This is a genomic window from Tsuneonella sp. HG249 (assembly GCF_053819205.1).
Map to the genome: position 1 here is coordinate 23,210 of NZ_JBSOQY010000001.1, position 20,798 is coordinate 44,007.

Consider the following 20,798-nt stretch of genomic DNA (forward strand, 5'->3'; position numbering starts at 1 on the left):
TTAACCCGGGATAAGTTGGTCTGCCGCGCTCGCCAACAGTTTGTTGTATTCGAGGAACAGGATGCCCAGGCGTGGACGTGACGGCACCGCGTCGCGCACGATGGTGATCTCCGGCGGCAGCGCGTTGGCAAGCTCGCCCGCCGCGCGGCGCATGTGCCAATCGGTGGTCACCAACCGCAGCGATCCGTAGCCGCGCTGCTTCATCCAGTCGGCAGTCTCAGCCGCGTTGCTGCGCGTATCGACGGCGGCAAAGCCCAGTGTGACGCAACATTCCATCGTCCGTCCCGACACCTTGTACTCCGCAGCGAACTCCCCCGGCTTCACTTCCGGGTCCACCCCGGTGACCAGCATCGCCTCGGCCTGCTTGCTGGCGATCAGCTCAAGCCCGCGGGCTATCCGCCCCGGCCCGCCGGTCGGCACGACGACCGCGTCGGTCGTGTAATCGCCCGCCGGTTGCGGCAAAGCCGCGGCGAACCACAGAAAGCCGAAGGCGTAGACTATGGCGAGGAAGGCAGCGGCGCGGGCAATCACAGCATCTTCCTCAAGGCCCCGAGCACGGTCAATCTCGCCGTCAGCATGGCAATGGCCACGCCCGCAAGGGGGATTGCGGCAATCGAAAGCCAGTCGATAGTCCCCAGCCCCCCACCGGCCACCATCCCCGAGCCGAGGGCAGCGAACTGGCGGCCCAGCACGTAGACCGCCGTCATGCCGAGCGCCAGCCCAACCGCGCCGCCCACCGCCGCATCGAACCCAAGCGAGCGCTGGAAGATGCGGGCGATTTGGGCGTCAGTTCCGCCGAGTAGGTGGACAATCTCGATCGTGCCGCGATTGCCGCCGAGCGCGCTACGGGCGGCAAGCCAGACCGCGGCAGCGCTTGTGAGTGCGAGCAGCACTACTAGCGCCAGCGCCAGCAATTGAAGCGAGCGGATCGCGGCGAATACCGGTGCCAGCCAGCTGGATTGTGCGTCGACCCGGGCCGATGGCGCGACATGGGCCAGTACCGAGCGCAGTTCGCGCAGGCGGACACCATCGGCCGGGCCACGCAGCTCGACATCGATCAGAGCCGGGATGGGGACCGCGTCGCGCCCCGCTGCCCCGCCGCCCAGCCATGGTTCGAGTAATGCGCCGAGCTCCGCTTCCGGTACCACGCGGACGCTGGCCACGTCAGGCATCGCGGCAAGCGCCGCCTCGGCGGACCGCGCCTGACGGTCGCGCTCGACCGCCAGGGGTTCGACGATCTGCACGGTCGCCGCGCCGGACAAGTCGTTGCGCGCGCCGCTAGCGAGATTGCTCAGCGCAAGGCCTCCCGCCGCGGCAATCGTCGTCAGGGCCACCATGATGGCGATTACCCACGGCATCGGCCCGGCAAAGCGCGATTGCGGAATGAGCGCGGCGGCCCGCGTTCCGGCAAACGGCACGAGGCTGCGCGCCACCGCACGAGCAATAACGGGCGGCCGCTTCACAACGCGACCTGGCGTGATTCCCGGCGGGGGGGGAAGCGGAGGGCCCCGGTCGGGTCACTCAGCCGTCCCTTGTCCAGCCGCATGATCAATGAATCCGGCACCTTGCGCAGTAGATGGACGTCGTGCGTCGCCACCACCACCGTCGTGCCTAGCCGATTGAGTGCTTCAAACAACCGTAGCAGCTTCAAGGCCATGTCGGGATCGACGTTACCGGTCGGCTCGTCCGCAACTAGCATGTCTGGCCGGCCGATCACCGCACGGGCGATGGCCACCCGCTGCTGCTCTCCGCCGGACAGCGTCGCGGGTCTGGCGTCCAGGCGCTGGGCAAGCCCGACCCATTCGAGCATGTCGCTGACAGGCTGGCGGAGTTCGGCCTCGCGCACGCCGGACACCCGGAGCGGGAGCGCTACGTTGTCGAACGCCGACAAGTGCGGCACGAGACGAAAATCCTGAAACACCACGCCCAGCCGGCGGCGAAACAGCGGCAATCGATGGCGCGGCAGGGTGATTACGTCGGTGCCGAACATGCGGATGACCCCGCGCGATGGGCGTTGGGCAAGGTAGAGCAGCTTGAGCATGGACGTCTTGCCTGCGCCGCTCGCCCCGGTGAGAAAGTAGAACCCGCCGGGGTGAAGCGTGAAAGAGACGTCGCTCAGGACCTCCTTGTCGGCGCCATAGCGCAGCCCGACGTTGTCGAAAGTCACGATGTCCCCCCCCTCCCCGGTCATCGGAGGCGGCTCGTAGAAAGATCGGGGAAACGGGCAAATCGCATGGAAGCGACGGTTATAGCCGCGCTTCCATGTGGAAAAAAGCCGTCTGCAGCGCAAGATGGGCGCGGGGACTCTTGTTGCAACATGGCCGCCTGCGTAAGCAGTTATTTAGGATGATAATTGCCTGCCCCGCCTGCGCGACGCGCTACGTCGTGCCGGACAGCGCCATCGGCGCGGAAGGGCGGACCGTGCGCTGCGCGAAATGCCGTCACAGCTGGTTCCAGGATGGGCCGGCCTTCGAACTTCCTGAACCGGCCGTGGAGGCCCCCGAAACCCAGCCAGAGCCGCCGGCTGTCGGCACGGAGCCGGAAGTTCCTTCGGTCGAGACCGCGACCCATCAGCCTCCCGCGGCGGATCGCACCTTCGAAGATCCCGCCGCCAACGTTGCAAAGGAGCCGGCCCCGGAGCCGCCTCCCCCTCCCGCATTCGAGGAACCGCCGGTTCCGACTGTGATCGAAGCCGCGCCCGCGCCCTATGCGGAGCCTGACGACTACGGCCAGGAAGTCTCGCAGTTCGACTACGAGCCACCTTTCCGCCCGCGCCGCAACATGATGAAGGTGTGGACCGCGGCTGCCGCGCTGTTCGCGGTGCTGGCGATCGGGACGGTCGGTGCGGTCAGCTACTGGGGCCTGCCGGACTGGGTCCCATTGAGCCGCCCCACGTTCGCGCTCGGCCAGCCCGACCTGGTACTGGACTTCCCGCCCGGCCAGCAGGAGCGGCGGACACTACCCAACGGCACCGAATATTTCGGCGCCAGCGGCACCGTCAAGAACGTCGGACGCGAGACGCGCACCGTTCCCGCGATCCTCATCGTCCTGCGCGATGCGCGGGAGCGCATCGTCTATTCGTGGGAGATTGCGCCGCCCAAGCCGAGCCTGGCGCCCGGCGAAACTGTCACGATCAACGAGGCGATTGCTGACGTCCCTCGCTCGGCAAAGATCGTCGAGATCGGCTGGAAACCCGCCTGATCGCTCAGGCGGTCGCCTCGGCAACCGGCAGGTAATCGTAGCCCAGCTCGTCGGCGACTGCCTTGTAGGTAACCTTGCCCGCGTGGACGTTTAACCCTTCGGCCAGGTGAGGGTTGGCGCGCAGCGCTTCTTTCCAACCCATCTCGGCCATCCGCAGCGCATGCGGGAGGGTGACGTTGTTAAGCGCGTAGGTGCTCGTGCGGGCGACCGCGCCCGGCATGTTGGCGACGCAGTAGTGCACCACCTCGTCGACCACGTAGGTAGGCTCGGCGTGAGTGGTCGCGCGGCTCGTCTCGAAGCAGCCCCCCTGGTCGATCGCCACGTCCACCAGCACCGCGCCGGGTTTCATGCACTTTAGCATGTCGCGAGTAACCAGCTTTGGCGCGGCGGCGCCCGGCACCAGGACCGCACCAATGACCAGATCGGCCTCGCAGATCATCTGCTCGATGTTGGCCTGGTTGGAGAAGCGGGTCTTGGCGCGGCTCTCGAAATGGATGCCGAGCTTTTCGAGCACCTCGGGATCGCGGTCGAGGATCGTCACATCGGCGCCGAGACCGACAGCCATCTGCGCCGCGTTGAAGCCCACAACTCCCCCGCCGATCACCATCACGCGGCCCGGCAGCACACCGGGCACCCCGCCCAGCAGCACGCCGCGTCCGCCGTGCGCCTTCTCAAGCGCCGTCGCGCCGGCCTGGATGCTCATGCGCCCCGCCACCTGACTCATCGGCTTCAGCAGGGGCAGCGAGTTGCCGGGACCGGTGACCGTTTCGTAAGCGATCGCGGTGACGCCGCTGGCGACGAGTTCGCGCGTCTGGTCGGGATCCGGGGCGAGGTGGAGATAGGTGTAGAGCACCTGGCCCTCGCGTAACATCGCGCGCTCGACCGCCTGAGGTTCCTTCACTTTGACGATCATCTCGCAGCCGTCGAACACCGTCTTGGCGTCCGGTTGGATCTTCGCTCCGCAGGCGCGGTAATCGCTGTCGGTTGCACCGATCCCCAGGCCGGCCCCGGTTTCGACCCACACTTCGTGCCCGTGCGCGGTCAATTCCCGCGCGCTTTCCGGCGTTAAGCCGACGCGATATTCGTGGTTCTTGATTTCCTTGGGACAACCGACGCGCATTGGGGAACTCCTTCGAGCGGGCCGTTACAATTGCAACCAGTGCGCGGCAAGCGCGAAGGGCGCGCAGGGATATAGGGAATGTCACACGGCCGTCACACAAGGTGCATAGGGCGGCCACGAAAGCGACACGCAACTTTCACAGAGGAATCGCCGTGACCAGCATCCGCTTCATCGCCTCATCCGCGACCATGGCCTTCGCAGCGGCTTCGGGCATGCCGGCTTCCGCGCAGGATGCCGCCGCCGTCGCGCAGGAACTTGCGCAGATGCGCGCGCAGATGGCCGCCATGGCAAGCCGGATCGATACGCTGGAACACCGGCTGGCGACGGCAAAGGCTCAGGCGGATGCGGCGATTGCGGCTGCCGGATCCGCGACCGCCAGTGCAGGCGCAGCCAGCGACGCGGTCAAGAAGCCGGCGGAGACAACCCTGGCGTGGAAGGGCGCACCCGAATTCACCGCGCCCGGCGGTTGGACGTTCAAGCCGCGAGGGCGTCTCCAACTCGACGCGGGAATCGTCAGTAGCCCGCCGGGCTTCAGCGACACCGGCACGGGGTTTGGCACTGAGGTGCGGCGGGCCTATCTCGGCTTCGAGGGCAAGATCCCGGGTGGCTTCGGCTACCGCGCGGAGATCGACGTGGCCAACAGCGGCGTCGAGGTTGCCGATCTCTACCTCACCTACCAGGCTTCGAAAGCCTTGGGCTTTACGGTCGGACAGCAGAAGCCGTTCTGGGGCCTTGAGGAGTTGACCAGCGACCTGTTCACCTCGTTCACCGAGCGGGCGGCGGTCAACACCGCCTTCGGCTACGAGCGGCGGCTCGGGCTGTCCGCCAACTACGCGGCGGGCGACGTTCTAGTGCAAGGCGGGGTGTTCAGCGACAATGTCGCGGACCTCGGCGACGACGGAAACAACTCGTACTCTCTCGACGGCCGGGTGGCCTTTGCGCCCAAGCTCGGCAACGGCCGGCTCCATCTCGGAGGATCCGCGCACTATCGCGAGCTCAACGACGCTGCGTCGGCGGTACGATACCGTGTGCGCCCCTTCATCCACACTCCCGATATCCGCTTCGCGGATACCGGCAATATCTCGGCCACCAGCGAAACGGGCTACGGACTGGAAGCCGCGTTCATCCAAGGTCCGTTCCATGCCACTGGCGAAGCGCACTGGCAGAACGTCAACCGGCCCGGCGCCCTGGCCGACCCCACATTCTTCGGCGGCTACGCCGAGGTCGGAATGTTTCTCACACGCGGCGACACGCGCGGCTACAAAGGCGGCGCGTTCGACCGGGTGAAGCCTAAGAACCCGGTGGACAAAGGAGGCTTCGGCGCGGTCCAAGTCAACTTGCGCTACGACTACCTCGACCTGATCGACGCGGGCATCGTCGGCGGCCAGGAGGATGTTTACGCACTCGGCCTGGCCTGGACACCGACCGATTACACCCGTCTCATGCTTAACTACGGCCACGTCGTGTATGACCGAGCCGCGCTGCCTGCTGCAGGCGGCGACCGCTCCTATTCGGTCGATGCCGTGGGCATGCGCGCGCAGATCGACTTCTAGGCCGCCACGTTTCTGTCATCCACCTGTCACATCGTCCGGCTATCCGCGCGGTCATCAATTCAGAGGGCATCAAAACCATGACCAAGTTCAAGTCTCTCGCCGTAGCGGCCGTTTCGGCGCTCGCCCTGTCCGCCTGCGGCGGGGGTGGCAGTGCAGGGGGCGGCACGCGCGATTCGATCCGCGCGGTCGGTTCCTCGACCGTCTATCCGTTCGCCAAGAAGATCGCCGAAGAGTTCGTCGCGGCCTATCCCGACTTCAAGAGTCCGCTGATCGAATCGACCGGCACCGGTGGGGGCATCAAGCTGTTCTGCGCTGGTGTCGGCGCCCAGCACCCCGACATTGTCAACGCCAGCCGCCGCTTGAAGGCGAGCGAGTTCGAAGACTGCCAGAAGAACGGCGTGACCGACATCGTTGAGGTCCAGGTTGGGCTCGACGGGATCGCCTTCGCCAGCGCGAAGGACGGGATCATGCTGAACCTGACGCCCGAGATCGTCTACAAGGCGATCGCCTCCAAGCCGTTCGGCAAGGACCAAACCGCCAAGACCTGGAAGGACGTCGATCCGTCGCTGCCGGCCGAGCCCATTCTCGTATACGGCCCGCCTTCGACCTCAGGCACCCGCGACGCGCTCAAGGAGCTCGTGCTCCAGAAGGGCTGCGAGAGTGACCCGGCGATGAAGGCGATGAAGGACAGCGACAAGGAACAGTACGAGCAGATCTGCACCGAAGTCCGCACCGACGGCGCCTATGTCGACCAGGGCGAGCAGGACAACCTCATCGTCCAGAAGATCGAGGGCAACCCCAAGGCGGTCGGCGTGTTCGGCTACTCATACCTCGAAGAGAACATCGAGAAGCTGCAGGACCTGCCGATGAACGGCGTCGAGGCGAGTTACGACAACATCTCGAGCTTCAAGTACCCCGGCGCACGCCCGCTCTACATCTATGCCAAGAAGGCGCACATCGGCGTGATCCCGGGCCTCGCCGAGTTCCTGGAGCAATGGACCAAGAGCTGGGGGAAGGACGGCAGCCTGGCCAAGCTCGGCTTCATCGCCGCACCGGATGACGTACAGGCCGCGGCCGCCAAGGCCGCGACCGAGGGCACCGCGATCACTGGCGACATGCTCAAGTAATTCTGCCCATCGGCGCAACAATACGGGGCCCCGCCGGCGCAGACCGACGGGGCCCTGTCTTATTGGCGGTGTCAGGCGATCAAAACTCGATGCTGACCCGGCCGTAAACGAACCGCCCGTTGAAGCCCGAAGGCGAGAACTGGCTGAACGGGATGAAGTAGCCGTTAAGTCCGTAGTTTTGCCCGCCGTCGAGACCGACACGCACCCGATCCGGATAGCTGTCGAGCAGGTTGTTGGCGCCGACCGCGAATTCCAGCCTGTCCATGACCTTGGCGCGGACTTCGAGATCTGTGACCCATTGTTCGCCAAGCACCTGATCGCGCGCCACGTCGATACCGGGGATGAGGACGGTGCCGAACCGGTTGGCCCGGGCTGTCAGGCCGAAGATACCCGAGTCCCAGTCCAATCCGAGGTTGAGTTTCGTGCGGGGCTGGCCCTCGGTCAGACGAAGCGACTCCTGGCGGCCGAACAGCGTCAATCCCGGTAGCGTCGGCAGGGCAGCCCGTTCGGTGATCTCGGTCCGGTTGCGACTGAAGCCCGCGGTGAGGGACAGATTGCCGATCCCCATGTCCGGGACGCGATAAGTACCGACGATCTCGTAGCCCTTCGTTCGGGTGTCGATCCCATTGACGAAGAACCGGGCGGACGTGACGTTGTTGAAGCCGGCTGCCTGGAGCAACGCAATCACCGCGGCCCCACTGAGCGTTTCGGTCACCACAATGCGGTTCTCGATGTCGATGTTGTAGTAGTCGGCCGTGATGTTGAGGCCGGGAACCATCGAGAAGGTGGCGCCGAGCGACCAGTTTTGCGACTCCTCCGGCTCGAGCGGTTGCGATCCGAGCGCAATGGCGATCGGGTCGTTTACCGGCACGGTTAGGATTTCGAGCAAGGTGCCGTTGACGTTGTTGGTAGAGGTTGTCGAATAGTATTGCTGGTGCAGACTCGGGGCGCGGAAGCCGGTTGAGAACGAGCCGCGTAGCGCGAGCCCGTCGATCGGTTCGAGCCGGGCGGCGATCTTTCCATTCAAGGTATCGCCGAAGTCCGAATAGTCTTCGTAGCGCCCCGCGAGTTGCACTGTAAGCATCTCGCCGAAGTCGCTCTCCAGTTCGATGTAGGCTGCCTTCGAGTCTCGGCTTTCGTCCACTTCGTTCGCCGGACGGAAACCCGGGAAAACCTGGGCCCCGGCGGGCGCACCGTTGGCGATGAAAGGACCGCCCGCGTAGCTCTGGAAGTCGCCCGCCACGATTCGGAAGTTCTCGTCGCGATACTCGGCACCTACCGCGAACGAGAGCCCGTCCCCGAAGCCCACGTCGAAAGTGCGTTGGAGATCGGCGTTCACGGTGGTCTGGCCGAAGTTAAGCTGGCCCGCATCGAACTTGCGCTGGCTGCCTTGTCCGAAGCTGACGTTGAAGCTGTTCTCCACGCCGAACTGGAAGCGGTTGGTCCCGTAAACGACGCTGACGTCGTAGTTCCAGGCATCGGCGAACTGGCCGCGCAAACCACCGGCAACCGCGAAATCCTCGATCTCGCTGACGATCAGCGGCAGGAACCCGTCCGCATAGAAGGGCACGAACGTGGTGGTCGAAGCCGAGAAGTCGCGGTTGCGGGCGTCGTTCGCGCGGCGATAGAACCCCGCGCTCTCCGCATCGCGAACGTTGTAGCTGCTGAACGCGTAGAGTTCGGCGCCGGGAGAGAGCTCGTAACCGCCATTGAAGAAGATGGTGTAGTCATTCGTCGCCGCGTCGCCGTAGCGGTGGGTGTACCGGTCGATGGTCAGCTCGCGCGGATCGGCCAGCCCCCCGGCAAGCGCAGGGTACTGCTGCCGCGGATCGGCACCGGCCCGGTTGGTCGGATCGCGGTCCTGGAACTGCAGGGTAACGTTGGCGTAGCCGCCTTCGCCGACGGGCAGTCCGAAGTTGGTAGCCAGCGTGAGCGTTTGGCCGTCGCGGCGCTTGCGCTCGTCACCGGTGTTGGTCAGCTGGTAGACGCCTCCGGCGCCCGCAGTCGCATCGAGCACGGGCTGGCCGTTCGCACCGATTACCGGCCCACCCTGCTCGAGCACGTCATCCATCGTGGTGATGTACTTGCCGTACGTGACCTGCGCCCGATTGCCTTCCCGGCGCTTGAGCTGGACGTTGATGACGCCCGCGATCGCGTCTGAACCGTACTGTGAGGCTGCACCGTCGCGCAGCACCTCGATCCGCTCGATGGCGAGCGGCGGAATGGTGTTGAGATCGACTGCCGCGGAACCACGGCCGACGGACCCGTTGAGGTTCAGCAGTGCCGAGGGGTGCCGGCGCTTGCCGTTGACAAGAACCAGTGTCTGGTCGGGCGCGAGGCCACGCAGGGTCGCCGGCCGCAGCGCGTCGGTACCATCCGTGATCGACGGTTGCGGGAAATTGAAGCTGGGAACTAGCTGGTTGAGGATACGATTGGTGTCGGTGTAGCCTTGGTCCGCCAGTTGCTCGCCGCCAATCACGTCAATGGGCACGGGGCTGTCAGCGACGGTGCGATCGGTTCGGCGAGTGCCGGTGACGATGATTTGCTCTTGCGGGGTCGCCTCGCCTTCGGCGGAGGCCTGGGTTTCGCCTGGGATGTCCTGTGCGAAAGCGGGCTGCGCAAGCGCGACGGTGGCTGCCGCAGAGGCGAGCAAAAGATTGTGGCGGGGTGTCATGTTGGAAGCTCCCTGATTGCATAACGAAATTACAGGGATAGCTCTGGATAGAGCAACAATTAGTCCAACCTACGCCGAAGATGACCAGACTGTGTTGCTCTAGTGATACAAGCGGCACTCCGGATTTGCCCGGTGCGGCCGGGTGAAGCGGGCTAGAACTTCGCTCCCACCCTCAGCCCGACGACCCGCGGCGGCGAGACTGACGATACCAGTAGGTTGCTCGTCGGATGAAAGATAACGAAGTTTGGGTATCGTTCGCCCGAGATGTTGCGGACGAACGCAGCGATTTCGAACCTTTCGCCGCGTGGATGAAACTGCACTTGCGCATCTGAAGTCCAGTGCGCGCCGATGATTTGCTCGTCGAGCAGGGTGGCACCGACGTTTTGCGCCGATACGTAGCGGGTGCGTGCCATGAACTCCAAGTCGGCGCCCCCGAGCGACAATCGCTGCCGCGCGCCTATGTGCATGGTCCATCTGGGCGAGGCGAACGGCCGCTTACCGCTACAATCGACGCTATAGCGATTGGCGGTCGCGGTGAGTGTCGCCGCGCATCCGGTGAGAGGCGGATTGCCCGTACTGACCTGGACGAAGTCGAAATCGAGATACTTGGAGTCCAGGTACTGCACATCGGTAAATAACGTGCTTCCCGACGCCGGACGAAAGGTTGCCTCGACAGCCATTCCCCGGATGCGTGATCGGGCGGCGTTGCGCGTGAAGTTCACGTTGCGCGGCGGGCTCGATAGGTCCGGCTGGACGGAACTGACATGCTGATCCCGGTAGTCCCACCAGAAGAGTTCTCCCGTTATCGCCAGCCTTCGTTCGCGCCAACGGGCGCCCACCGTGTATGACGTGACGCGTTCTGGGGCGTACGTCTCGAAGCCGGTTGCGCTATTGAGCCCGCCCGGACGATATCCCGTTTGAATATCGGCATACGCCACACCGTCCAAAGCGATGTCAGCCTCGACACCTGCCCGCCATGTGGTCAAACCAAAATGGGCAGAGCGGCGCCCATCGGCGCGATCGGTACGAGAAATCGTTGCGCCGGTGGGCGCCCCGGCCACCAGAATCGGCAGAGGCATTCCAACCACCGGGACCGGCAATCCGCCCGTCGACGGGTCGGGCCCGAGTTGGAGAAGCGGAACGCTGGGGCAAGAAGGCTGGCCAGCAACCCTCACCGGACAGGCGAGATTAAAGCTGATCGACGAACCGCTGATCGACTTCTCATCCCATGAGCGTCGGGCGCCCGCCACAAGCCTCAGCCCTGACACCAGGGACAAGGTGCCGTTGGCGAAAAGTGCGCGGCTGCGAGTGGCGTAGCGGGTGTCGCTGATCCCCAGCTGGGTGGAGAAATTCGTGGTGTAACGAGCGCGAATATTCTCGTCTGAAAGGAGGCCACCGGCAAGCCATTTGAGCGGCCCCGCACTTCCAGTCAGCCGCGCCTCGATGCTGAGCTGGTCGTCATGCTCTTGGAACAGGTAACCGAAGGGGGCGCCGGCCGCGATCTGGTCAAAGTCGTTACGGCGCCACGCCGGAAGTACGGTCAGCGTTGCGAAACCTAGCTCGGCCGTAACTTCGGCATGCGCACCGTAAATCTCGTTATTCTGGTACGGCACCGCTGCCTGCGCGTCGAGGTTGCGCCCCAGCGAGGGTAGCGGCACGGTCTGTCGGAACGCCTGCGCTGCAGCGTCGCGATTACCGATCCCGATGGCGAGGTTCGAAGGAACTAGGCGGAAGCGGCCTGCCGCGGCGTCAAAGGCATAATATCCGAGGTAGGTCGTGCCTGCCCCGACCCCGCCTTGTTGCATGAAGTCGCTTGCCACACGAACCGTCAAGCCAGGGCGTAATTCCGCTTGCAACTGCATCCTAGCGGACTGCTGACTTGCACCCTCTGCGAAACCGGAGAGCAGGCTATCCTGCGCGAGGGCCTGTCCCGAAATGCGCAGCGCGCCCGACACCCCCAGAGACAGGTTAGCTGCCGCTTCAAAATTGAGCGTATCGTGCGTGCCATAGCTTGCAATGGCATAGCCGTCGGTGCGGCCAGGCTGAGGGTGCACGGGGATTAGGTTGATCGTGCCTGCTGAGGCATTGCGGCCGTAGAGAACCCCCTGCGGCCCCTTGAGGATCTCTACCCGTTCGAGATCAAAGAACTGCCCTTGGGTCGCATTGGGGCGGGCGACGAAGACCCCGTCGTAATTCCAGCCCACCGCCGGATCGGTCGATGGTGTCAGGGTGAAATTGCCGACGCCGCGCAGAAAGATGATGTTCGCGGTCGGATTGGGCAGGACCGTCAGCGCGGTCGAGAACTCCGCGAGCCGGTCGGCGGTCGTAATGGCCGCATCCCGCACGGTAGCGCCGCTTACGACACTGACGGGTGCGGCGACCGTTGCAAGGGGCTCGCTTTCGCGCATGGCGGTGACGACGATCTCGCTCGGAGCATGGGCGGTCCTTTCTTGCGCGGCGGCGCCCGTGGGCACCGCCGCGCATCCGGCGAGCAGGACGGAATGGGCCGCTCGCATCCGGATTCGTCGCATTCTGCCACCCCCCAGTAGTCTTGCTCCATGCCCGATCATTCTGACGGCGGTTCACGCGCTTGGCGAGGGGCTGCCGACCGATGATTTACCGATGATTTGACGAAGGAGAGTGTGAAACGCCTGAAGTGTGCGGCGAGCCTGCCTGACAATCGGCTAGACCAGCCGTGCGGGCTAGAGAGGGTTGCCGTCCTTATCGCGGTAGATGTCGCGGCGGCCGACGTGGTTGGCGGGGCCGACGAAGCCGTCCTCCTCCATCTTTTCGATCCACTTGGCGGCCGTGTTGTAGCCGACGCCCATCTGGCGCTGGAGCCAGGAGCCACTGGCCTTCTGGTGCTCGAAGACAATCTGGCAAGCCTGACGGTACTTGCGCTCTTCCGGGTTGTCGCTCGCTGTCAGCTCGTCGTCGAAGCTGAAGCCGTAACTATCCTCGGGCTCCTCGGTCACCGCGTCGACGTATTCGGGCTTGCCCTGTCCGCGCCAATGCTCGGCGACCGCCTCAACCTCCTCATCGCTAACGAACGGGCCATGGACGCGCACCAGCGCGCCTGTACTGGGCTTGTAGAGCATGTCGCCCTTGCCGAGCAGTTGCTCGGCGCCCTGCTCGCCCAGGATCGTGCGGCTGTCGATCCGACTGGTGACGTTGAAGCTGATGCGGGTCGGCAGGTTGGCCTTGATCACCCCGGTGATGACGTCGACCGACGGGCGCTGGGTAGCCATGATCAGGTGGATGCCCGCCGCGCGGCTCTTCTGGCTGAGCCGCTGGATGAGAACCTCGATCTCCTTGCCGACGGTGACCATGAGGTCAGCGAGCTCGTCGACGATCAGCACGATCTGCGGCAGCGGCGCGTAGTCGAGCTGCTCTTCCTCGAACAGCTCCTCGCCGGTGTCAGGATCGAACCCGGTCTGCACCCTTCGCCCCAGCGGCTTCCCCTTTGCCGCGGCAGTCTTCACCCGCTCGTTGAACCCGGCGATATTACGCGCGCCGATGCTGCTCATCATGCGGTAGCGGCGCTCCATCTCCTCGACTGCCCACTTGAGCGCGCGCACCGCTTTTGAGGGCTCCGTCACCACCTGGCTGAGAAGGTGGGGTATGTCGTCGTAGCTCTTCAATTCGAGGATCTTGGGGTCGATCAGAATGAGGCGAAGGTCATCGGGGGTGAACTTGTAGAGCAGGCTCAAGAGGATGCAGTTGAGCCCGACCGATTTACCGGAACCGGTGGTACCCGCGACGAGCAAGTGCGGCATCGCGGCCAGGTCGGCGACAATCGGCTCGCCGGCGATGTCCTTGCCCAGGATAATCGGCAGCGCGCCGCGCGCGTTCACGAACGCGTCGCATGCGGCGAGCTCCTTCAGCGCGACGGTCTGGCGGTCGGCATTAGGCAGCTCGATGCCCATCACCGTCTTGCCCGGAATCGAGGAAACGCGGGCGCTGATCGCGCTCATGTTGCGGGCGATGTCTTCAGCCAGGCCGATGACCCGGCTCGCCTTGATGCCCGGCGCGGGTTCCAGCTCGTACATCGTCACCACAGGCCCGGTGCGCACCGCGGTGATCTCACCCTTGACGTTGAAGTCGTCGAGCACCGTTTCCAGCAGTCGCGCATTGCGTTCCAGTGCGAGCTTGTCGAGCTTAGGAGCGGCGTGGGGTTTGGGCTCGGCCAGCAGTTCTAGGTTCGGTAGCTGGTAATTGGCGAACAGGTCGGTTTGCGCCTTCTTGCCGGCGGGCCTTGCGGCTCGCGGCGCAGTGGCAGGGTCGGCGATCGCCGGCGCGCGACGCTCGGCGATCTGCGGGGGCTCCTCTTCCGCGGTTTCCCGCACGTGGCGCGCTCGCTGCTTGGGCATGAACGGCGCATCTGCCAACGCGGGCGGAAGCTCGGGTACCCGCTTGAGAAAGCCCGGAAGCGTCAACAAGGCCACCCAGTCGAGCGCGAACACCCTGGTCACGCCCGCCACGCCGCCGGCCAACGCCAGCAGCGCCAGGCCAAGGATGACCCAGCCTGAAATGCCCTCACCAAGGCGCGCGGCGATTCCCTCGATCGCGCCGGCGCCAAGAAGGCCAGCGATCCCGCCCATCGAGGCCGGCAGCGAGCCGCCCGGGCGGTCGAAGATGAGCGCGAGCACAGTGCCGAGGAGCGCCATCGAGAACAACAAGAGCCCGAGCGGACGCCACCAACGGGTGCGCTCGTCCCGGTCCTCGCCCTCGACCTCGCGCCACAGCTTGCGCGAGGCAACGTAAAGCAGGGGCAACAGAAGGACCCCGGTGACGCCGAACATGAAGAACACGCGCTCTGCGAACCAAGCGCCGATTGGCCCCATCCAGTTCTTGACGTCGTCGCCTGCCGCCGCGGTGGAACTGCTGGGATCGGTCTGGGTGTAGCTGGCGAGCGCCAGCCCGAGGAACAGCATAGCCGCGAACAACGCGGCGGCGCCGGTTATCTGCCCGGCACGGCGCAAGCTGCGGCGAAACGCCGCGCGCCAGTCGGCCGCCGGCGCTTTGCCCGCCCCTACGCCGAGTGCTCGCGTGGCCATTGTTGGTTCCCCTATTCCGTCAGGGGCATACTATCGCAGGCCGGGGAGTCCGGCGTCAAGAATCCTTGACGTCAGGAATCCTGCTTGAGGGCGAGGCCGTCGATCGCCGCCCACCGCGTCCAGCCCAATTCCTTCGCCCGTTCGAAGGTCATGCCGCCGAGCGCGATCACGGGCATTTCGGCGAGCGCGGCGAGCGCATGGAATTTTTCCGGCCCCAACGGCGCGATATTGGGATGGGTGCGGGTGGCGAAGACCGGCGAGAGCATAACCGCGTCGGCCCCTGCCGCATTGGCGTGGGCGATCTCATGGCCGTCGTGTACGGCCCCGATCCGCAGCAGCTCGGGCGCCTCTCCGATGGCCTCCGGCGGGCCGTAGGAGCCGGCGGCACCCCAGGCCCGGGCCTGATCGTCGCTACCCGACAGGATCAGCAAGTGGCCGTGCTCCAGCGCGATCGGGGAGAGTTCGTCAAACCGCACGCGGCGTGCGCGCGGATCGAGGTGATAGTGCCGGAACACGAACGCCGAACGCTGCGGCAGCGCCCGAAGCGCGCGCGGCAGCAGCTCGTCGTTGCGGGCGTCCGATAGCAGCCAGAGATCGGGGAGTGACACGCCCATGACGGCGTTATAGCGCACCACGCGATGAATGCAGCGTTGCGCCTCTCCGCAATCCACGACCAAATTGCACGCGCCGCCGGGATCGCCCGTCGCGAGGGCGACGAAGTAACCCTCGTCGCCGTCAGCAAGACCCATCCGGCCGAAGCGATCGTGCCGCTGCTCGAAGCAGGCCAGCGCGTGTTCGGCGAGAACCGCGTGCAGGAGGCGGCCGCCAAGTGGCCGGCGCTGCGCGAACGCTGGCCCGATGCGAAGCTGCATCTCGTGGGGCAATTGCAGTCGAACAAGGCGGAAGACGCGGTGCGCCTGTTCGACTGCATCCATTCGCTCGACCGGTCGAGTCTGGTCACCGCGCTCGCCAGGGCGTTCGACAAGGTGGGACGCCGCATCGATGCATTCGTGCAGGTCGACGTCGGCGAGGAGCCCCAGAAGGGCGGCTGCGCGGTGCGCGACCTGCCCGCGCTGCTGGCAGAGGCCCGCACCGCCGAGGTGCCTGTGACCGGCCTCATGTGCGTCCCTCCCGCAGGGATCGAGCCGGCGCCGTTCTTCGCGCTGCTCGACAAGCTGGCGCGCGACAACGGCCTTGCCGGCCTCAGCATGGGCATGAGCGGGGACTTCGAAACCGCCATCATTCTCGGCGCTACCCACGTTCGCGTCGGCACGGCGCTGTTCGGCGAGCGCTAGGCGCTCTCCAGCTCCGCCTGCCGCTCGTCGCTCGCGGCAACCAGCAAAGCGGCCTCGATCGCCTTCAGCCGCGCCGACCCGGTGACCTTGCCGCCGGTCAGGTCGGTCACGTAGAACGCGTCCGCCGCCCGCTCGCCGTAGTTCGTGACATGCGCGCTGAACACGAGGAGGCGGCTTTCGAACAGCGCCCGGGCGAGACGGTTCAGCAGCGCCGGCCGGTCGCGCGCGTTGACCTCGATCACCGTGAAGCGGCCCGAAGCCTGGTTGTCGAAGCTGACCACGGGGCGGACATCGAAAGCGGCTGCCCGGCTGTGCGACAGCGGCCGCTTGGCCAGTTGCGGCACCAGCGCGCTGCGATTGGCGAGCGCATCGCCGATCGATCGCTCCAGCCGCTCCAATTGGTTCGCTTCGCTGAACGGCGCCCCGTGCGGGTCCTGGACGAGGAAGTTGTCGACCGCCCAGCCGGTGCGCGTCGTGTGGATGCGCGCGTCGATGATGTTCGCCCCGGCGAGGTGGATACCGCCGGCTATGCGATAGAACAGCCCGGGATGGTCGGCGGCGATGACGGTCACCAGCGTCGCGCCGCGCGACGGATAGACCTCGCAATGGACCGAAAGGTTGCCCGTGTCCTCGTGGCTCCTGCCGTATTGGACCAAATTGAGCGCGGCGATGTCTTCCGGTTCGGCGACCCAATAGCTGTCGTCGAAGCGATCGGCGTAAAGATTCAGCAACCCCGCCTTGTCGCCGAGCAGGGCCTGCACGGCCGCCTTCTTGGCCGCCACCCGTTCCTTGCGACCATGCCGCATATGGCCCAGCCGCAAGTGCTCCTCCGCCGCGTCGTAAAGCTCACCGAGAAGCTGTCCCTTCCAGCTGTTCCAGGTGCCCGGCCCCACCGCGCGGATATCGACCGCGGTGAGGATCATCAGGTGCCGGAGCCGCTCCAGCCCTTGCACCTCGGCGACGAAATCGTCGATCGTCTTGGGATCGGTGAGGTCGCGCTTGAACGCGGTGCGGCTCATCAGCAGATGCTGGCGCACCAGCCAGGCGACGAGCGCGGTTTCCCCGGCATCCAACCCGAAGCGCGGGCAGAGCTGCTCCGCCACGTCCCCGCCGAGGATCGAGTGGTCGCCGCCCCGGCCCTTGGCAATGTCGTGCAGCAGCACGGCGACGTAGGCCGCCCGCCGGCTGGCGACTTCGTGTATCAGCCGCGAGGAGCGCGGATGGTCGGCGGTCAGTTCGCCCTTCTCGATCCGGTTGAGCAACCCGATCGCCCGGATGGTGTGCTCGTCGACCGTGTAGTGATGGTACATGTCGAACTGCATCTGCGCGTTGACCCGCCCGAAATCGGGCACGAAGCGACCGAACACGCCCGCCTCGTTCATCCACCGCAGCACGCCTTCGGGATCGTTACGTCCGGCGAGCACCTCGAGGAACAGCGCATTGGCACGCGGGTCGTCGCGCGTTTCGCGGCGGATCAGCCCGGCATCGCGCCCGGCCTGACGCATGGTGTCGGGGTGAATATCGAGGCCGTTCGCCTCGGCTAGCTGGAACACCTCGATCAGCCGGACCGGGTCCTGTCCGAACCAGTCGTCGGACGGGGCGGCGATCCTGCCGCCGAAGACCCGGTAGCCTTTCAGCTCGCGCGCCCGCGGGGTGAAGCTCGCAAGCAGGCCCTTGCGCGGGCGGCTTTTCGCGAACTGCTCGTCGATGTGGGCGAGGAATACCCCGGTGAGCGCCCCGACCCGTTTCGCCTGCAGAAAGTAGAACTGCATGAAGCGCTCGACTGCGCTTTTGCCGGGCCGATCGGCGAAGTTCATGCGAGCGGCGACTGCGCGCTGCATGTCGAAAGTGAGCCTATCCTCGGGGCGGCCGGTCAGCGTGTGCAAGTGACAACGCACCGCGAGCATGAAGCCCTCGGCGCGGCGGAAGCTCTTGTACTCGGCGGGGCTGAACAGTCCCACTTCGACCAGTTCGGCGGCGCTGCGCACCTTGTGGATATACTTGCCGATCCAGTAGAGCGTCTGCAGGTCGCGCAGCCCTCCCTTGCCGTCCTTGACGTTGGGTTCGACGACGTAGCGGCTGTCGCCCATGCGCTTGTGCCGGGCGTTGCGCTCCTCGAGCTTCTCGGTGACGAACTGCTTTTCGGTACCCTTTACCACTTCGTCGGCGAAGCGCCGGGCGACTTCGTCATAGAGTGCCTGGTCGCCCCACACGTAGCGGCCCTCGAGGAGCGCGGTGCGGATGGTCAGGTCGGCGCGCGCCATGCGCATGGTCTCGTCGACCGACCGGCTCGAATGACCGACCTTCAGTCCCAGATCCCACAGGTAATAGAGCATCGACTCGATGACCTGCTCGCACCACGGTGCGTTGCCGGTGGGATGGATGAAGGCGATGTCGACATCCGAATGCGGCGCCATCTCCGCCCGGCCGTATCCCCCGACTGCAATCAGCGTCAGCCTTTCGCCGGTGGAGCGATTCATCGACGGATAGACGTCGGCGATCACGTGGTCGTGAATGGTCCGCACCAGCTGGTCGATGAGGAACGCGTGGCCCCCGGTGATCTCGTGACCGGCCGAGGGGCGTTCGCTCAATCGCCGGTCGAGTTCGGCGCGCCCGCGATCGAGCGCGGCCTTGAGCGCGGCGACGATGTCGGCGCGCGCTGTCCCGCCTCCCTGCGACCAGCGGGTGGCGATCATCTCGCTGAGCGCGCGGCGATCGATTACCTCGCGCTGGTTGGGAACCCGAACCTGGTTCATCGGCTGTGGCCTTGCGTGGAACGCCCAACCGGGGTGGAACGAAAGCTAGGTTGAGATCTAACTACTTGCTTCTCCTGAGTTTCTCCCGCTCGACCCGTCAACTTCCGGAGGCACGAAAACCGCACGCTTAAGGACATGCTCCGAAAGGACGCATGACCGGTCGCGGAGTCGCTCGGATCGCTGGCGCATGGACACGTCATCCCTTCAAGGTAACGCACCCGCAGGCCTGTAGGAAAACGGAAAACGAGCCGTTCGATCTAGGCGGCCTCTAGGAGCTCGGTGTATTTGGCGCGGAGCGCGCGCTTGTCGATCTTCTCGGTGCCGAGCCGGGGCAATGCTTCGTCGACCTGCCACAGGAACTGCGGAATTTTGAACTTGGCGAGGCGCTCGGCGAGGAATTCCTTCAAGTCCTCCGGATCGACATCGCGGCTATCCATGGTGACGTAGACCGCCGCGGGCACCTCGCCCAAACGTTCGTCGGGCAGCCCGAACACCGAGCATTCGGCGATGTTCGGATGGGCGTAAATCTCCTGCTCGACCTCGATGCAGGCGATGTTCTCGCCGCCGCGGATGATGATGTCCTTCTTGCGGTCGACGATGAACAGGTACTCATCCTCGTCGACGTAGCCGAGGTCGCCCGTGCGGAAGTAGGCGTCGGCGGTGTAGGCCGCTTCGGTCGCTTCCTCGTTCTTCCAGTAGCCGAGGAAATTGCAAGCGGAGCGCATGCTGATCTCGCCCACCTGCCCCTGCGGCAACGGCTTGCCCGCATCGTCCAGGATCGCGAGGTCCACCAGCGGCTTCGACGCGGTGCCGGTCGAGCCGGGTTTGGCCATGTAGTTCTCGTTGAGGTTGCCGCAGCCGACCCCGTTCGTTTCGGTGAGGCCGTAACCGAGCACCGGGTAGCCTTCGGCGAACGCCTCCTTGATCTGGGCGACATGCTCTGGCGGGCGCGGCGCGCCGCCACCGGCGAACGTCTTGCACGCCGAGAGGTCGTATTTCGCGCGGTCCGGGTGCGTGGCGAGTTCGTAACTCATCAGCGGCACCCCGACGAAATAGGTGATCTTCTCCCGCTCGAGCAGTCCGAGCGCCTCGGTCGCGTCCCATTTGGGCATCAGCACCAGCTTACGGCCCATCGCGAAGCTCTGGAGGAACACCGGCACTTCCCCGGTCACGTGGAACAGCGGTACGTTGACCAGCGCGCTCGGCTGCACGCTCGGCATCTCGTTTCGCTCGGTCAGCAGCTGCACGATGGTGGCGGTCTGCGCGATGTAGTTCATCACCGCGCTCACCTTTCCGAGGTGGTCGGAATAGGCGCCCTTGGGCGTGCCGGTGGATCCCGAGGTGTAGAGGATCGTCGCGAGATCGTCCGGCCCGAGCACCCCGAGCATCTGCATCGCGGTGTCGCCCTCGGCCCAGATCGGTTCGAGCCCCACGGCGGGCGGCCCGTCGTGATCGAACACGATGACCTTCGCGCCGTGGTCGATGCCTTCAAGGCGCGCCGCGCGCTGGCGATCGGCGAGGACCAGCGAGCATTCGCAAAGGTCGATGCCGAAGCCCATCTCCTCTCCGGTCCACCAGCCGTTGATGAGCGCGGCGCAGCCGCCGCCCATCAGCACGCCCATGTAGGCGGCGATCCAGTTGGCCGAATTGCGCGCGGCGATCCCCACCCGGTCGCCCCGCTTCATGCCGTGGCGTGTGGCCAGGCCATGGGCGACGCTGGCGGCCTCGGCATAGACCTCGCCGAAGGTCAGGCGCTGCTCGCCGTCGACGATGAATTCGGTGTCCTTATGCTGGTTGGCGAAGTGAGCGAAGTAGTGCGCGATGCTCGGCGGCGCGTTGACGAAGGCGGGCATCTCGACGCCGCGCCGCTCGATCATCTTCGTTTCGAACATCTGCCCGGCGCCCGTGAGAGCCTGGTTGATGCGCTGGATATCCCTGTCGAGCTCGGTCGGCATTCGTTCTTCCTCTGTCCTCTCCGTCGCCTGCCATCGGGGTTTCGCAGGCGCCCCGGCTAT

The 20,798-nt window shown here is 65.5% G+C and carries 14 protein-coding genes; 4 read left to right on the top strand and 10 right to left on the bottom strand.

Annotation, left to right across the window (positions count from 1 at the left end):
- From ACWPM1_RS00145 to ftsE, 3 genes are read right to left on the bottom strand one after another with little or no spacing between them, the layout of a single operon-like run.
- Window positions 1–531 carry a YdcF family protein gene (locus ACWPM1_RS00145; RefSeq protein WP_455692826.1) on the bottom strand — a complete coding sequence of 177 codons (531 nt, stop codon included), beginning with the start codon at window positions 529–531 and terminating at the stop codon, window positions 1–3.
- Window positions 528–1,433: a cell division protein FtsX gene (locus ACWPM1_RS00150; RefSeq protein ID WP_455692827.1), complete on the bottom strand. Its 906-nt coding sequence runs from the start codon at window positions 1,431–1,433 to the stop codon at window positions 528–530. The genes ACWPM1_RS00145 and ACWPM1_RS00150 overlap by 4 nt, the downstream gene beginning before the upstream one ends.
- Window positions 1,434–1,459: 26 nt before the next feature.
- Complete coding sequence (ftsE, locus tag ACWPM1_RS00155; protein ID WP_455692828.1) at window positions 1,460–2,191, bottom strand: cell division ATP-binding protein FtsE; 732 nt, start codon at window positions 2,189–2,191, stop codon at window positions 1,460–1,462.
- 155 nt (window positions 2,192–2,346) lie between these two features.
- On the opposite strand from ftsE, the gene ACWPM1_RS00160 reads away from it, so the two are divergent.
- The gene (locus ACWPM1_RS00160; protein WP_455692829.1) at window positions 2,347–3,201 is read left to right on the top strand and encodes a zinc-ribbon domain-containing protein; all 855 of its coding nucleotides are present in this window, start codon (window positions 2,347–2,349) and stop codon (window positions 3,199–3,201) included.
- Between the two features lie 4 nt (window positions 3,202–3,205).
- On the opposite strand, the gene ald is transcribed toward ACWPM1_RS00160, so the two are convergent.
- Complete coding sequence (ald, locus tag ACWPM1_RS00165) at window positions 3,206–4,321, bottom strand: alanine dehydrogenase (RefSeq protein ID WP_455692830.1); 1,116 nt, start codon at window positions 4,319–4,321, stop codon at window positions 3,206–3,208.
- 152 nt (window positions 4,322–4,473) lie between these two features.
- On the opposite strand from ald, the gene ACWPM1_RS00170 reads away from it, so the two are divergent.
- Together ACWPM1_RS00170 and ACWPM1_RS00175 are read left to right on the top strand one after the other, a co-directional pair.
- Window positions 4,474–5,874 (top strand): OprO/OprP family phosphate-selective porin, encoded by a 1,401-nt coding sequence (locus tag ACWPM1_RS00170; RefSeq protein ID WP_455692831.1) that lies wholly within the window; start codon window positions 4,474–4,476, stop codon window positions 5,872–5,874.
- 77 nt (window positions 5,875–5,951) lie between these two features.
- Window positions 5,952–7,001, top strand: coding sequence for a substrate-binding domain-containing protein (locus tag ACWPM1_RS00175; RefSeq protein WP_455692832.1), 1,050 nt, complete (start codon window positions 5,952–5,954; stop codon window positions 6,999–7,001).
- Window positions 7,002–7,080: 79 nt separating this feature from the next.
- On the opposite strand, the gene ACWPM1_RS00180 is transcribed toward ACWPM1_RS00175, so the two are convergent.
- From ACWPM1_RS00180 to ACWPM1_RS00195, 4 genes are all read right to left on the bottom strand, one after another.
- Window positions 7,081–9,675, bottom strand: a complete 2,595-nt coding sequence (locus ACWPM1_RS00180; protein ID WP_455692833.1) for a TonB-dependent receptor plug domain-containing protein — start codon at window positions 9,673–9,675, stop codon at window positions 7,081–7,083.
- A 152-nt stretch (window positions 9,676–9,827) separates the two neighbouring features.
- A complete protein-coding gene (locus ACWPM1_RS00185) occupies window positions 9,828–12,206 on the bottom strand; it encodes a TonB-dependent receptor (RefSeq protein ID WP_455692834.1) in 2,379 nt (792 codons plus the stop codon).
- A 171-nt stretch (window positions 12,207–12,377) separates the two neighbouring features.
- Window positions 12,378–14,732: a DNA translocase FtsK 4TM domain-containing protein gene (locus ACWPM1_RS00190; RefSeq protein WP_455692835.1), complete on the bottom strand. Its 2,355-nt coding sequence runs from the start codon at window positions 14,730–14,732 to the stop codon at window positions 12,378–12,380.
- A gap of 71 nt (window positions 14,733–14,803) precedes the next feature.
- The gene (locus ACWPM1_RS00195; protein ID WP_455692836.1) at window positions 14,804–15,364 is read right to left on the bottom strand and encodes a thiamine phosphate synthase; all 561 of its coding nucleotides are present in this window, start codon (window positions 15,362–15,364) and stop codon (window positions 14,804–14,806) included.
- 6 nt (window positions 15,365–15,370) lie between these two features.
- On the opposite strand from ACWPM1_RS00195, the gene ACWPM1_RS00200 reads away from it, so the two are divergent.
- On the top strand, window positions 15,371–16,027 hold the full coding sequence (locus ACWPM1_RS00200) for a YggS family pyridoxal phosphate-dependent enzyme (RefSeq protein ID WP_455692837.1): 657 nt from the start codon (window positions 15,371–15,373) through the stop codon (window positions 16,025–16,027).
- Here the strand turns inward: ACWPM1_RS00200 and ACWPM1_RS00205 are convergent.
- Window positions 16,024–18,783 carry a [protein-PII] uridylyltransferase gene (locus tag ACWPM1_RS00205; RefSeq protein WP_455692838.1) on the bottom strand — a complete coding sequence of 920 codons (2,760 nt, stop codon included), beginning with the start codon at window positions 18,781–18,783 and terminating at the stop codon, window positions 16,024–16,026. The genes ACWPM1_RS00200 and ACWPM1_RS00205 overlap by 4 nt on opposite strands.
- 257 nt (window positions 18,784–19,040) lie before the next feature.
- Window positions 19,041–20,738: a class I adenylate-forming enzyme family protein gene (locus ACWPM1_RS00210; protein WP_455692839.1), complete on the bottom strand. Its 1,698-nt coding sequence runs from the start codon at window positions 20,736–20,738 to the stop codon at window positions 19,041–19,043.
- Window positions 20,739–20,798: the final 60 nt, after the last annotated feature.